Source organism: Geminocystis sp. CENA526, from assembly GCF_050753365.1.
Classification (GTDB): Bacteria; Cyanobacteriota; Cyanobacteriia; order Cyanobacteriales; family Cyanobacteriaceae; genus Geminocystis.
In genome coordinates, this window is record NZ_JBLZFY010000108.1 from 1 (window position 1) to 12964 (window position 12964).

The 12964-nt window shown below is 36.0% G+C and carries 15 protein-coding genes and 1 riboswitch; of the genes, 6 read left to right on the forward strand and 9 right to left on the reverse strand.

Translation table 11 applies throughout. The annotated features are described in order from the left end of the window. Positions 1-217: 217 nt before the first annotated feature. Positions 218-1288 carry a magnesium chelatase ATPase subunit I gene (gene bchI / locus ACN4EE_RS19340; RefSeq protein WP_431708125.1) on the reverse strand — a complete coding sequence of 357 codons (1071 nt, stop codon included), beginning with the start codon at positions 1286-1288 and terminating at the stop codon, positions 218-220. Between the two features lie 212 nt (positions 1289-1500). Here bchI and dapB point away from each other — a divergent pair, with 212 nt between their 5' ends. Further along, the gene (gene dapB, locus ACN4EE_RS19345; protein WP_431708126.1) at positions 1501-2328 is read left to right on the forward strand and encodes a 4-hydroxy-tetrahydrodipicolinate reductase; all 828 of its coding nucleotides are present in this window, start codon (positions 1501-1503) and stop codon (positions 2326-2328) included. 46 nt (positions 2329-2374) lie between these two features. Here the strand turns inward: dapB and ACN4EE_RS19350 are convergent, their stop codons facing one another. The 7 genes from ACN4EE_RS19350 to ACN4EE_RS19380 form a co-directional block, all read right to left on the reverse strand. Further along, positions 2375-3166 carry a tetratricopeptide repeat protein gene (locus ACN4EE_RS19350; protein ID WP_431708127.1) on the reverse strand — a complete coding sequence of 264 codons (792 nt, stop codon included), beginning with the start codon at positions 3164-3166 and terminating at the stop codon, positions 2375-2377. Positions 3167-3262: 96 nt separating this feature from the next. Then, positions 3263-3715 (reverse strand): globin family protein, encoded by a 453-nt coding sequence (locus ACN4EE_RS19355; protein ID WP_431708128.1) that lies wholly within the window; start codon positions 3713-3715, stop codon positions 3263-3265. Positions 3716-3751: 36 nt separating this feature from the next. Next, positions 3752-4237, reverse strand: coding sequence for a 2Fe-2S iron-sulfur cluster-binding protein (locus tag ACN4EE_RS19360; protein WP_431708129.1), 486 nt, complete (start codon positions 4235-4237; stop codon positions 3752-3754). A gap of 93 nt (positions 4238-4330) precedes the next feature. Continuing rightward, complete coding sequence (locus tag ACN4EE_RS19365) at positions 4331-4999, reverse strand: V4R domain-containing protein (RefSeq protein ID WP_431708130.1); 669 nt, start codon at positions 4997-4999, stop codon at positions 4331-4333. Positions 5000-5030: 31 nt separating this feature from the next. Continuing rightward, positions 5031-5507: a globin family protein gene (locus ACN4EE_RS19370; protein WP_431708131.1), complete on the reverse strand. Its 477-nt coding sequence runs from the start codon at positions 5505-5507 to the stop codon at positions 5031-5033. A gap of 5 nt (positions 5508-5512) precedes the next feature. Next, entirely contained in the window at positions 5513-5935 is a 423-nt protein-coding gene (locus tag ACN4EE_RS19375) for a hypothetical protein (protein ID WP_431708132.1), read from the reverse strand. Further along, positions 5932-6648 (reverse strand): V4R domain-containing protein, encoded by a 717-nt coding sequence (locus tag ACN4EE_RS19380; protein WP_431708133.1) that lies wholly within the window; start codon positions 6646-6648, stop codon positions 5932-5934. Before ACN4EE_RS19380 ends, ACN4EE_RS19375 begins: the two co-directional genes overlap by 4 nt. A gap of 505 nt (positions 6649-7153) precedes the next feature. Between ACN4EE_RS19380 and ACN4EE_RS19385 the strand changes: the two genes are divergently transcribed. The 5 genes from ACN4EE_RS19385 to cbiQ all read left to right on the forward strand — a co-directional run bounded on the left by ACN4EE_RS19385 (position 7154) and on the right by cbiQ (position 12556). Further along, entirely contained in the window at positions 7154-8425 is a 1272-nt protein-coding gene (locus tag ACN4EE_RS19385) for a hypothetical protein (protein WP_431708134.1), read from the forward strand. A 64-nt stretch (positions 8426-8489) separates the two neighbouring features. Continuing rightward, on the forward strand, positions 8490-10169 hold the full coding sequence (locus ACN4EE_RS19390; protein ID WP_431708135.1) for a solute carrier family 26 protein: 1680 nt from the start codon (positions 8490-8492) through the stop codon (positions 10167-10169). A gap of 55 nt (positions 10170-10224) precedes the next feature. Continuing rightward, a riboswitch (cobalamin riboswitch) is annotated at positions 10225-10370 on the forward strand. A 19-nt stretch (positions 10371-10389) separates the two neighbouring features. After that, entirely contained in the window at positions 10390-11151 is a 762-nt protein-coding gene (locus ACN4EE_RS19395) for an energy-coupling factor ABC transporter permease (RefSeq protein ID WP_431708136.1), read from the forward strand. A gap of 12 nt (positions 11152-11163) precedes the next feature. Further along, a complete protein-coding gene (locus tag ACN4EE_RS19400; protein WP_431708137.1) occupies positions 11164-11460 on the forward strand; it encodes an energy-coupling factor ABC transporter substrate-binding protein in 297 nt (98 codons plus the stop codon). Between the two features lie 310 nt (positions 11461-11770). Beyond that, a complete protein-coding gene (gene cbiQ, locus ACN4EE_RS19405; protein WP_431708138.1) occupies positions 11771-12556 on the forward strand; it encodes a cobalt ECF transporter T component CbiQ in 786 nt (261 codons plus the stop codon). Positions 12557-12601: 45 nt separating this feature from the next. Here cbiQ and ACN4EE_RS19410 read toward each other — a convergent pair. Further along, positions 12602-12964 (reverse strand): zinc ribbon domain-containing protein (locus tag ACN4EE_RS19410; RefSeq protein WP_431708139.1); only part of this gene is annotated, 363 nt, incomplete at its 5' end.

The following is a 12964-nucleotide window of genomic DNA, read 5'->3' on the forward strand; positions in this document are numbered from 1 at the left end:
ACTTGTCTGTAAGGCTAGTGCCGTCCTGTGAAGCAGAAACTCTTAATTGCGAAGTTAAGAAGCCCACATCTGTACCGTTAGGTCAGTGTGGGAGATGTCACGTGGGTGATGAAAAACCGCTTTTAATGAGGGGAGGTAATACCTTCCATTTCGCCCCTCATTTTGTAGTCAATAAGCAATAAAAAATGAAGATATATACCAGACAATTTTGGGAATATTAATCTACGTCTAAACCGAAGACTCGATTAATGGATTTTTCCACTTTGTAACCTGAGTCGATCGATTCTAGGGGGTCTTTTCTGAGACGATGACGCAGACACAAAGGCATTACTCGGCGAATATCATCTACGGTTACTTCGGTACGAGATTCAAAAGCGGTTAAGGCTTTAGCGGCACGGTTGGTAACAATATCCCCTCTTAAACCGTCAATATCCAATTCTGAGCAAATTTCCGATATTTTCACCCGAATATCATAGTCGATGGTGACTTTGGGTAACAATTCTTGCGCTTGGACTAATTTTCTCTGTAATTCTTCCTGTTGCTCTTGATATTTATCTAAGAACTCTTGAGGATTTCGATCGAACTCTCCCCGTTGTTCAACAATTTGTACTCGTAAGTCTGGCTCTTTCACCGTACGGATTTCAGCGTGCATCCCAAATCGATCGAGCAGTTGAGGGCGCAATTCTCCTTCTTCGGGATTACCTGAACCTACCAACACAAAACGGGCAGGGTGACGAATAGAGATACCTTCCCTTTCCACGGTATTCCAACCACTGGCGGCGGAGTCTAGTAACACGTCCACAAGGTGATCATCTAACAAGTTGACCTCATCCACATAGAGAATACCACGATTGGCTTTTGCTAACAACCCCGGTTCAAAGGCTTTTACCCCTTCCGATAAGGCTTTTTCAATATCGATCGTACCACAAACTCGATCTTCTGTTGCCCCTAAAGGTAAATCAATCATAGGGACTTTTTTCTTGGCTACTTCAAAATGTTCTTGATTCTCGAATTTTGCCCTCACTTCATCTCCCATCATTTCTACATCCGTTGGAGAGGAGTTAAAGGGATCACCTGCAATCACATCAATTTCAGGCAATAAGTCCGCTAATGCCCTAATAGTAGTGGATTTGCCCGTACCTCGATCTCCCATAATCATCACTCCGCCAATTTTTGGATCAATGACATTTAGTAATAAAGCAAGTTTCATTTGCTCTTGTCCGACAATAGCGGTAAAAGGAAACACAAGACGACGATTTTTAGGAGGTGCTTGTAAAGTTGCGGTCATAAGTTTTATATAAAAAGATTACTGATACTTTTATTTAGTATTGCAATATAAATAAGCATAACCTTTCTATCATATTGTTTTGTTCGATCGTAGTCAAATAAAACCTAAGTAGGGTTTGCTGAAAAAGTGTTTTGATAAGAATAGTGGATAGTGGATAGTGGATAGTAAATAGTAGATAATTGTTAATTGTTAATTATTAATTGCTAATTGTTATGAGTCAAGAAAATTTAATTCCCGTAGTCGTCAATGGTGCGGGGGGAAAAATGGGCAAAGAAGTCATCAAAGCCGTAGCATCTTCTCAGGATATGATGTTAGTGGGTGCAGTAGATCAAAATCCTGCTTTATTAGGGCAAGATGTCGGATTGGTGGCAGGATGTGGAGAGTTAGAAATTCCTATTCTTAACGATTTGCAAAGTGTCTTGGTTTTAGCTACTCAACAAAAAATTCAAGGGGTAATGGTGGATTTTACTCACCCCGATAGCGTTTATGAAAATGTCCGTAGTTCGATCGCCTACGGAGTTCGTCCTGTAGTTGGTACAACTGGACTATCCCCCGAACAAATCAAAGATTTAGCCGATTTTGCGGAAAAAGCTAGTACTGGAGTATTGATTATTCCCAATTTTTCCATTGGTATTGTGTTAATGCAACAGGCGGCGATTCAGGCGGCACAATATTTTGATCATGTAGAAATTATTGAATTACATCATAATCAAAAAGCCGATGCACCTAGTGGCACAGCTATTAAAACCGCCGAGATGCTATCGGATTTGGGCAAAAGCTATAACCCTCAATTAGTCAAGGAAACTGAAAATTTAGCAGGGGCAAGGGGTAGTATTTGCGGTGATAATATTAGAATCCACAGTGTCAGACTACCCGGATTAATTGCCCATCAAGAGGTGATTTTTGGTGCAACTGGACAAATTTACACCCTCCGCCATGATACCAGCGATCGATCGTGTTATATGCCGGGGGTGTTGCTGTCTATCCGTAAAATTGTGGAATTAAAATCCCTTGTTTACGGTTTAGAAAAAATTTTGTAACCATCTCGTAAAACAGGCATCTTGCCTGTTACTTTGATCTTGCCTGTTAATTTTGTTCAGGAAATAATCTTGTACCAATCACCATTTCTGGAGTATTTCCATTGCTGTCGGAGCGTAATTCGTGGATATTGCGACTCATTTCCCTTGCTTGATGGTAACTGTCGATGTCTCCTTGCTCAAAATACAGTAAAGCTGCCTTTCTCAAGTCATCTACCGCTCTTTGTTTTAAACCAGTGTCTAAGTAAAGCACTCCTCTTTTATGGTAAGCTTTGGCAAAATCACGATCTTTTTTGATAGCTTCGGTGTAGTCTTCGATCGCACCGTTTTTGTTACCTAATTTTTCGTAACCGACTCCTCTTTGATAGAAGAAATCAGCAGAGTCAGGTTTAACCCTTAACCCTTGAGATAGGTTTTCTATCTCCTTAATATCGGTGACAACATTATTTAATTCTTGATGCTGTAAATCAATACGCTGAATTTCCTTAGCAATATGTTCTTTTTGTTGCTCTAAATTAGTGATTAAAGACTGCTGTAATTTTTCAATATTTGTGCCTAAATCCCCTTTATTTTGAACTATTTTTTCAGTCAATTCTTGATGATTTTTGTCTAATGTTTGCATTAAATCATTAATAGTTTGTTCCTGTTTATTATAGGCTTCTACTAAGCTATCATTTAACTGTTTTCGACTGAGAAAATTACAACCCACTCCTACGGCTAAAAGAGGAGCAGAAATTAAGCCAACATTTTGAGTTGTAATGGCAAAGACAATCCCAACAATCGCCCCTACACCTGACACGGCAACGCCTACAACGCCCATTGTATCTTGTTGTTTATCCATAACTAAAATTTATTTCTCCCAATAAAGTTGTTTTAAAATTTTGTTTAATCTGAGCAAAAATATCAGAAAAATATGATATTGATCGTTTTGCTTTTTCTATACTAAAACAGCACAATTAAGCTCAAAAATAGGTAAAGCTAATTTTGCTTCTTCGGGGGTTAAAAAATCGGGAATAACATTGAGTAACACTTCATAGGTGTCAATATTATCATCCTCAAAATTATAAGCACGGGAAATAGTTTGAAACCACAGCAACATATTCGTGCGCAATCTCTCCATGTCATCGAAAAGTAACGCCGCCGCACAATAACGCACTAAATCGATTAAATCCCGTTTACAAGTGACATAATAATCTTTAAATTCGGGATTACGTTTTTGTTTGCCTACCCTTACCGCTTCAATAATAGCATCGGCATTATCTCTGATTTTAGTATAAGCACTCTGTCTGATTTCGTGGGATTCTAAATAATCCTCTAAAAATCTTAACTCGTAATCTTGGGCATAACGTCCATCGGCTTCTAAAGTTAAATCGGCAAATTGTTTTAACATTTTGATCAATCCTTGTATAATATGTGGAATAAAAAATTAAATGGCATCGCTAGTATTAGCTAAATATTTGGATACTTCTCCTTTGGTATTCTCTAATTGACTAATCATCGATCGAGTAATCAACTTTCCTTCTTGTACTAAAATTTTCCCTGATATGGGGTGCAAGATATTTTGTTGCGCTCTCCTACCAATCAACGCCTCAACATCCTCAATCTCACTTAAATACATCCCCGCAGGTAACTCTACTACTACTCCTTCCCCAATTACCCTAGCTTGACAAGCTAAACGAGAATTAAGTTTACAAGTGGTAATTACTTCCAAAGTTCTTTTTTCCCTACGATTCAGGGGGGATAAACTCTCCATGCCTTCTTTAACGTAAATATGGCAAGTTGAACACATTCCCCTACCGCCACACTCCTGCATGACGTTAAGTTGATTTTTTAATAATCCCGACAAAAGATTATCGTTGGTTTTAATGCTGGTTTCTGTACCAAGAGGATCGAGTTTGATGATTTTAGCCACTATCTTATTTACCTAATATATTCAATACTTTAATTTTAGATTAGCTAGAGTGTTCTGGAAAATAAAAGATAGCCATGATTAATAATCCTTGATTTAAGAATTGGAATCACTTAAAATTCGATCGAGAATAGTATCATGATCATGACCTTCTTCCGAAAAAGTTTTCGCTAACTCCACTCTTTGCTTCAAGCCAATAATAAAACAGTTATCAGAAGCCCCCATAGACTCACAACTGGTTTGAACACAATCAAGTTCTTCTCCTGTTAACTGACTAAAGAAAGCACTTAAAATACCCGCTTCGGGCTGACAAGCAAAACCCTTATTTTGAGGAGCGGCTTGGGCAAAAGGAGAATTAGTGGTACTAGCCACAATAAAACCTTGACTATAATAATCAAAACTAAACTCAATTACTCCCCAACCGTGGGTTTTCCAACACTGTTTCAAACAACTTAAAAACTGTGCCATTTCCATTTGGGCTAGAGGCATTTCATAATATTCACTAACCTCTTGCAAAAAACGGCGGTAAAAACTTTTGCCCCACCAACGACCACAGTTATAAAGAACTACTCCTGTAGCTTGTCCAATTTCTTCGTCTAAACCTGCATAAACCCCTTGTAAAAAAACTTCGGGTAAAGCAATCAATCTTGAGCCTAAACGGGTTTCGAGTAATCCTAACTCAAAATCTCCTTGTACATAAGCCTCTGGAGTAAAATAATTACCTTTGAGGGCTTTGTCTTGAACTAAATCTGCAATAGAAATCATATTGTTTACCTTATTGGTTAATTATTGTGAGTTAAGCATTTAACACAGGTACATTACTTAAATAATCGTTTGCCTGACTTAAAAATGGTTGAAGATGTTGTAACCCTTCTTCTGCAAGAACTTGACCTAAACTCACTATTAACAGAGAATAGGTAGCAGGAAAAAGAGATTGAGATTCATGGGCTTGAACTATATCCGTCAACCATTCCAACAGACGATGTTGTAAAAATTCAGGATTGTTTAACAACATAGCCATACCGCAATAACGGGTAATCAATATCCAATGACGGATAACGTTTTCGATTTTTTTAGTATCTTCTTGGGGAAATTGCTTCACAGCTTTATCAGCAACTTCCTGAAAAATACTAATTTCTTCATCTCTCAATATTTTGTAAGCGTTTAATCTATCTTTGAGGGTAGAAACCTCTTGATTGAGTTTATACAAATTATCAGCTTGTAAATATTGATGTTCAGCTTCGTGAATTAATGCTTGTAATTCTGGGTACATAATTTTTAAAGTAAATCCGATAAATCGTTAACATTTAAAGGTTTAACCGCCGATGCAAAAGTGTTAGACGGAGAAACTTGGGGTAAAGATGCGATCGAGGCTTTTTTATAAGTTAATTGCCCTGACCATGGCATTTTGTGGAAAAATTGTTCTACAGATAGAGTCAAAGAATAATGAGGTTCAACAGACGTAGGAATTAAATCGTCTGAAGTATCAACCCTTACGGTTTTAGTTTTTACAATCCCTTGCCAATTATGGGAAGCAAAAAAATCCTGTACCGTTAAATTAAAACGAGGAGTAAAAACATCTTCCACTACTTGTACTTGAGTATCCGAAGGAGATTCTTCGGGAAGGGAAACTAATTTTAAACCTTGCCAATTAGCCTGTTGAAAAAACTGCTCGACACTAAAAGTTTGTGAAGGAATCATTTTAGATATTCTCCATTAACGAGTTTTTTCTGAATATCTTTTGCCCCTGCCCCTTCATTTTGCCAGAATGTAGCCGCATCGATGCGATCTTGTTTTCCCAACAAAAATTTACAATAGGTTTCACCCATAGAGTAACATTGAATCTCAATGCAATTAAGTTTTTTGTTAATAAAACGACTAAAGAAACCAGCCATTAAACCTGCGTAAATATGGCATACGGGTTTACCCACATCTCCTAAAGTACGAGCAACGGCGGAGTCAAAAATATTAACGAACATGAAACCGTTTTTTTGTTCACTCAAGTCCACATCCCAGTTACCCCACCCCTGAGTAGTAAAGGGCCACCACCAAGCCTCAAGGACGTATAATAAGTTCATATCATGGGCATTTTTGGGATATTCATACTCTTTTTGAAACCATTGTTCAAAAAATTCAGCGTCTCGAACCCCCCATTCTCTGCCGATATTGTACATAACTACACTAGAAGCAGAGCCAACTTCTTCTTCTAACCCTTCGATTAAGCCCACGATAAAATCTTCTGTCACTAAGATATTGCGAGATTCATTCCAATCGGTAATATCACCTTTTGCAGTGTCAAAATGAAAGAAATCTTCTAATGTGTAATGATCATGTTTTTTAGGATACTTGTTTTTCCAAAGATTTTGGGAAATTTTTTCCACAGTACGACTTGGTTTTGTAGGTGTGAAAGTCATCTAGTTTATTATCCTCTCAAGTATATTATTAGGTGAATTAATTATTGATTAAAGTTATTCCTTTTTATTGTTTCTGTCTTTATTGTAACCAGTTTCTCCTTTTTGAATCTTATTTCTTAAACATTTCTATACAATTTAATCCTTAACAATTATTCATAGTTAAAAATACCTAATTTCAGAATATAAGCTAATGTCAGGATAACTATAGCAATCCTAAGTGATTCGTAGCAAAAGAGGCATTACAAATTTAAAGGCAAGGGGCTTAAGCCCCTTGTTACATAAACAGTATAAAATTATTTTCTATTTTTTGATATTTCACAACCTATTTAGGACTGCTATATTGATGGATATTGACTGTTACCTTTTGTCTATCTTCATTACTAAGACAATGAAACAATCAGCCTAATTTTGATTTTTGCGATCAAGGCATGAGATCACTTTATTATTTTACTCGATCGAGCTTATTTTATGTTACTCTATGGTGATACCTATATAATTAATCATTATGGAAAAACTGACACGAGATATTTTAGGGCAAACTTTTCACGCCACCGTTGATACAAAAAAAACTACAGGAAAAATACTTGCGATCGCCAATTTTGTTGATAAGCAACAAGTATGTATTCAAGTGACAGAAGGAAAAAATGGTATTTGGATTCCTACTTTAGATTTAGGAAATGTCTTTACAATTTCAGAAACAAAATCTCTAATCAAAGAGAAAAAAGTTGATGAAAAATATCAACCTGTTGAAAAAATAGGGAAAAAAGAGAGAATTACTATTACAGAGAAAAAAGAAGAAGAATTTATTTTATTAGCTGAAGAAAATGCTAAGGAAGATTTAGATTTACAACCGGCTTTTTATGATGATTTATTAAACAAAATAAATAATAAAGTTAGTAAAGATATTGAAGTTATTAATCAAAATATCGAAGATGCTCAACAATTTATTAATAAACTAACAAAAGATTTTCAAGACTTAGGGAAAAATCATTTAAAATTTTTAAATGATTACTTAAATACTGTACTTTCCCACATCAAAAATTTAGTGGAACAAATCTCACAAACTATTCAAAATATTTGGGCTGAAAGTCTGCGAGAATCTATTGCCTTGATTATGAGAGATTCTTCATTATATTTTAATAGTGCAAAAAGAAAAATCAATTATTTGAAAAAAACTTATCCCCAAGAAACTAATCGTCAACTAGCTGGAAGATTAACACATCATCTAACGATTATATCCTTAAAATCTAAATTATTCGGACATGATCTTAACACTTGGGAAACCCTAAAAAGTTTTTACATTGAATTAGAATTATTGGAAATTTCTAGTCTTTTAACTAAATTAATTTATGGCGTTGCTATTCTTCATGGTTTTGATAAATTAGAGATTATTGATATAGGAGAAATTATTGGAATTTTGGGTTTATGTTTAACTATTGATTCATTGAAAGAATTAGGCTTAGATTCATTAATACAATCTTTAAAATTGCATAATCCATTAGTGATGAATAATAAAATTGTTGAATCAACGGTTAAAATTACTTTTAATGCAGTCTCTAATATTGCCCTATTTCAAATGATTCGTTATGCTTCTTACTTATACTATGATGTAAAAACTAATGACTTAGAAAATCCTCTTACTTCCGTTGAAGCATATCAAAAATTTACTCAACAAATACAAAGTTATTTAAACAAAACATTGAATCAAAAAGATAAATTACTGAAAATTGTCAAAAATATCGCACAAGTTGAGGAAAAAATCGAAGCCCTAGCTTAATGTTTAACGGTCAATTCTCATTAGTGATACAATGATCGATCGAACTGTGACAATGAAAGATTAAGTGATCAATAAAAAACTATTACCGGGGCTATATAACTTATTATCCTATCAGTCTTCATGGTTCAAAAGTGATTTTTTAGCAGGAATAACCGTAGCGGCTTATTTAATCCCTCAATGTATGGCTTATGGAGAATTGGCAGGAGCGCCTCCCATAGTGGGATTATGGGGCATTTTGCCTTCTATCGTTATTTATAGCCTCTTTGGTACATCTTTGCAAATGTCCGTAGGTCCAGAGTCCACTACTGCTGTAATGACTGCGGTTGCGGTTGCTCCGTTAATAGCCCAAGGGGATGTGAGTTATGCTAGTGCGAGTGGTTTACTGGCTTTGATGGTAGGTGTAATCTGTGTATTAGCTTATTTTGCCAGACTAGGATTTTTGGCAGATTTACTGTCTAAGCCGATTTTGGTGGGTTATATGGCGGGAGTTGCTATTACGATGATTACAGGGCAATTAGGGAAAATTAGCGGTATTAAAATCAATTCTGATGAGGTTTTTAAGCAAATAGGACAGTTTTTGACTAATTTTGACGAAATTCATTATCCTACTCTCATTCTCGCTCTTTTTATCTTAATCTTTTTATTAGTTGCTCAACGTTTTTTTCCTCGCTTACCTATTCCTTTAATCGGAGTTTTGTTAGCAACGGCGATTGTTGATATTCTTGATCTCGATCGAATGGGGGTTGCTATTATTGGAGAAATACCCGCAGGATTCCCTCAATATTCTTTTCCTACCATACCTTTACATCATTTCAGTTATTTAATTTCTTCTGCTGTTGGCATTTCGATCGTGGCGTATTCTGATAATGTGTTAACAGCAAGAATTTTTGGATTGAAAAATGGTTATAAAATAGAAGCAAATCAAGAATTATTAGCCTTGGGAATGTGTAACGCCGTGGCAGGATTAAGCCAAGGATTTCCCATTAGTAGTAGTGGAAGTCGCACAGCGATTGGTGATTCTTTGGGTAGCAAAACCCAAGTTTATTCCCTCGTAATTTTTGTTGTCGTCATCTTAGTCTTACTTTTTTTTCGCCCCTTATTGATGTTATTTCCTAACGCCGCCTTGGGCGCTATTGTTATCTATGCAGCGATTCGTTTGATTGATATACCCGAATTTATCCGTCTTTATAACTTTCGACTGAGTGAATTTCGTCTCGCTATTATTACCTTTTTTGGAGTATTAGCCACAGGAATTTTTATGGGAGTTGGTATCGCTGTGGGCTTATCGGTGTTAGATTTATTTGCTAGGGTAGCGCGTCCCCATGATGCTATATTAGGCAAAATCCCCAACTTGGCTGGATTCCATGATATTGATGATTGGGAAGGAGGAAAAACCATCCCCGGATTGGTTATCTATCGTTATGATGCACCTCTTTGTTTTGCCAATGCAGAAGATTTTAAACAACGAGTAATGAAAGCCATTGAAATGGAAACTACTCCCGTTGAGTGGTTAATTCTCAATACCGAAGCCATTGTGGAAATCGATATTACGGCTATCGATATGTTAGAAGAATTAAGACTAGAATTAGCCTCTAATCACATTACTTTAGGTATGGCACGAGTCAAACAAGATTTATATATCCACCTCAAAAAGTCTGGTTTAGTCGATCGAATGGGATTAGGATATATTTATCCTACTCTTCACACGGCTATTGAAGGCTTTGAGAAAAGAGATGAGAAGTAATCACTGTTACTCTCTTCATCCAAAGACTTTTTCAGAAAACCGTAAATTATGATATAGTCATAATCTCAGTATCGGTTCTTACGAGAAACCTTTGTAAGAGGAAACAGGGAAAGAATAGTGAAAATCTATCGCTGTCCCGCAACTGTAATTGAAAAGCTATTTTTCATAAGTCAGAATACCTGCCGAAACAAAAAATCAGTATTAATCTGCGAGGTACAGTGTGAATACAAAGTGGAAAAAGTTTATTTGGCTAGGATTAATAGCCAGTTTCAGTGGCTTTATTGTTATTTTTGGGGCAACTCCTGCTTATGCCATGCACATTGCAGAGGGTTTTTTACCTGTTAAATGGGCAATTTTCTGGTGGGTTATAGTTATTCCCTTTTTAGTGGTTGGTTTTAAGTCTGTGTCTCGTATCACTAAGGATAACCCCGAATTAAAATTACTCTTGGCTTTATCCGGGGCGTTTGGTTTTGTTTTATCGGCTTTGAAAATCCCCTCAGTTACGGGTAGTAGCTCTCACCCTACAGGTACAGGATTAGGTGCTATTTTATTTGGTCCTTCGGTGATGGTAGTATTAGGGAGTTTAGTTTTATTTTTTCAAGCCGTATTATTAGCCCATGGCGGTTTAACTACTCTAGGCGCTAATATCTTTTCTATGGCGATCGTAGGTTCTTGGGTTGCATTTATAGTCTATAAGTTTTGCGTCAAAATTGGCAAACAAAAGTTAGGTATTTTTTTAGGCGCATCCCTCGGCAATTTAGCTACTTATCTGGTGACTTCGGTGCAACTTTCGATCGTATTTCCTTCCGCCGATGGTGGTGTTATGGCTTCATTTATCAAATTTGCAGGAATTTTTGCTATTACTCAAATACCCTTAGCGATTAGTGAAGGATTTTTAACGGTATTGGTATGGAATTGGTTGCAATCTTACGCCGTGAATGAGTTACAAATGTTAAAACTATTGAAAACCCAAGAAGGATAAAGTATTAAAACTATGATAGAGAAACAAATAATCAAACCTAACAATGCGCAAGGGAATTGGTGGTTAATATTATCAGTCATCGTGTTGACAGTATCTCCTTTAATCTTTGTTAAGGGTGATTTTGAGGGTGCAGATGGACAAGCGGAGGAGTTAATCACAGAGATACAACCAGATTACGAGCCTTGGGTACAACCAATTATTGAACCTGCTAGTGGTGAAGTTGAAAGCCTGTTATTTGCTTCACAGGCGGCTTTAGGTGCGGGGGTTATCGGTTATGTTATTGGTTTATATAAGGGAAGAAAGAATTAAGAATTAAGAATTAAGAATTAAGAATTAAGAATGGAGAATGGAGAATGGCAAAAGATAACAATAATAAAGAATGTAGGGGTTTAATATATTAAACCCAACCCCACCAAAAAAATATAATTATTTCTCCCCCCTTCTCCCCCTTCTTATCTTCATCATTTTATAGTTCACTCAGGTAAAATTTAGTAAATAGGGGTTGTTACAGAATCAGCTTAAGTCAGTTAAACAAGTGTTTGTTATTCGTCAATATCAACGGTAGGTTTAAGATGACGATCGAACTCCAAACTAACTAAAATGCACTTGTATAGTCTATATGCACCATCAAATTGACTCTTTAGCCTATGGGAATAAATTACGATCGATCTTTCCCGAACATAAACTAATATTTGCCCTATCATTATTTATCTTAGGGTACTTAGCCCCTATGTATATTTCTATTCTCATCAGTGTTTGGTTGATATTATGGATAGTGGTTTATGCAGGGATTCCTTTTGTGACTTATAGTCAACTATTAGCTATTCCCTTCGGTTTTTGGTTAATCAGTTTACCAGCCTTAATTTTCGGTGTCAGTATTTCTTTATCTCATGTGCAACAAGATATAATTTTTAGTGTGCCGTTAGGTAACTTTTTCATTTATTTAAGTAGGCAAGGAATCACACAAGCTATAACGATTTTAGCTCGATCGTGGTGTCTAACATCTTGTATGTATTTCATTGTTTTAACTGTACCCCTAGGGGAAGTTATCGCCGTTTTGCAAAAATGCAAATGCCCTTCTTTGTTAACGGATTTATTAATATTAATGTATCGCTTTATTTTTTTACTAACAGCCACGGCATCGGAATTAATTACCGCTCAAAAATCCCGTTTTGGTTATATTAATTGGCGTAGAGGAATCTATAGTTTGAGTTTGGCGATCGCACAATTATTAAGACAAACCTTAGAAAATTATCGACAAATATCATTAGGCTTAAAATCGAGGGGATTTAAGGGCGAATTACGCACATGGCACTCTCGCCGTTATCAAAAAAACTGGCGTTATATTATAGAAGCCTTTGCAGGTTATAGTTTTTTATTAGTATTGACGATTAATCATTATTAACAGATAGGTTTAAACCCAATATTTATTAGAAATTTATATAAAAATCTAACAAATATCGTGTGCTTCGGCACTATCTAGCCGACCTTTCCATGAGGAAAGGGTTTTAAAGGCAATGTTAATCGCCCCATTCCAATCTCGTAACACTTTGTGACCACAATGAGGACATTTAAAGATTTTATTACTGCCTAATTTTTGATGAATTTCCCCACATTTAGAGCAGGTTTTGGAAGTATATTCTTCGGTTATTAAGTGAAGTCTTACTCCTCTTTTTTCACAGTGAAATTTAAGAGTTTGTTCAAATCGATAATGACTCCAAGTCATCATACTTCTAGCTGTTTTGCTATTTAATTTCCGCTTTGTTTTGTTGAGCATCTGACTACTTTCAAAAGTAGGAATGAAAATATCAGT

Coding starts and splice junctions, on each gene's coding strand:
- bchI (WP_431708125.1), bottom strand. CDS start 1,288: ATGACCGCAACTTTACAAGCACCTCCTAAAAATCGTCGTCTTGTGTTT.
- dapB (WP_431708126.1), top strand. CDS start 1,501: ATGAGTCAAGAAAATTTAATTCCCGTAGTCGTCAATGGTGCGGGGGGA.
- ACN4EE_RS19350 (WP_431708127.1), bottom strand. CDS start 3,166: ATGGATAAACAACAAGATACAATGGGCGTTGTAGGCGTTGCCGTGTCA.
- ACN4EE_RS19355 (WP_431708128.1), bottom strand. CDS start 3,715: ATGTTAAAACAATTTGCCGATTTAACTTTAGAAGCCGATGGACGTTAT.
- ACN4EE_RS19365 (WP_431708130.1), bottom strand. CDS start 4,999: ATGATTTCTATTGCAGATTTAGTTCAAGACAAAGCCCTCAAAGGTAAT.
- ACN4EE_RS19370 (WP_431708131.1), bottom strand. CDS start 5,507: ATGTACCCAGAATTACAAGCATTAATTCACGAAGCTGAACATCAATAT.
- ACN4EE_RS19375 (WP_431708132.1), bottom strand. CDS start 5,935: ATGATTCCTTCACAAACTTTTAGTGTCGAGCAGTTTTTTCAACAGGCT.
- ACN4EE_RS19380 (WP_431708133.1), bottom strand. CDS start 6,648: ATGACTTTCACACCTACAAAACCAAGTCGTACTGTGGAAAAAATTTCC.
- ACN4EE_RS19385 (WP_431708134.1), top strand. CDS start 7,154: ATGGAAAAACTGACACGAGATATTTTAGGGCAAACTTTTCACGCCACC.
- ACN4EE_RS19400 (WP_431708137.1), top strand. CDS start 11,164: ATGATAGAGAAACAAATAATCAAACCTAACAATGCGCAAGGGAATTGG.
- cbiQ (WP_431708138.1), top strand. CDS start 11,771: ATGCACCATCAAATTGACTCTTTAGCCTATGGGAATAAATTACGATCG.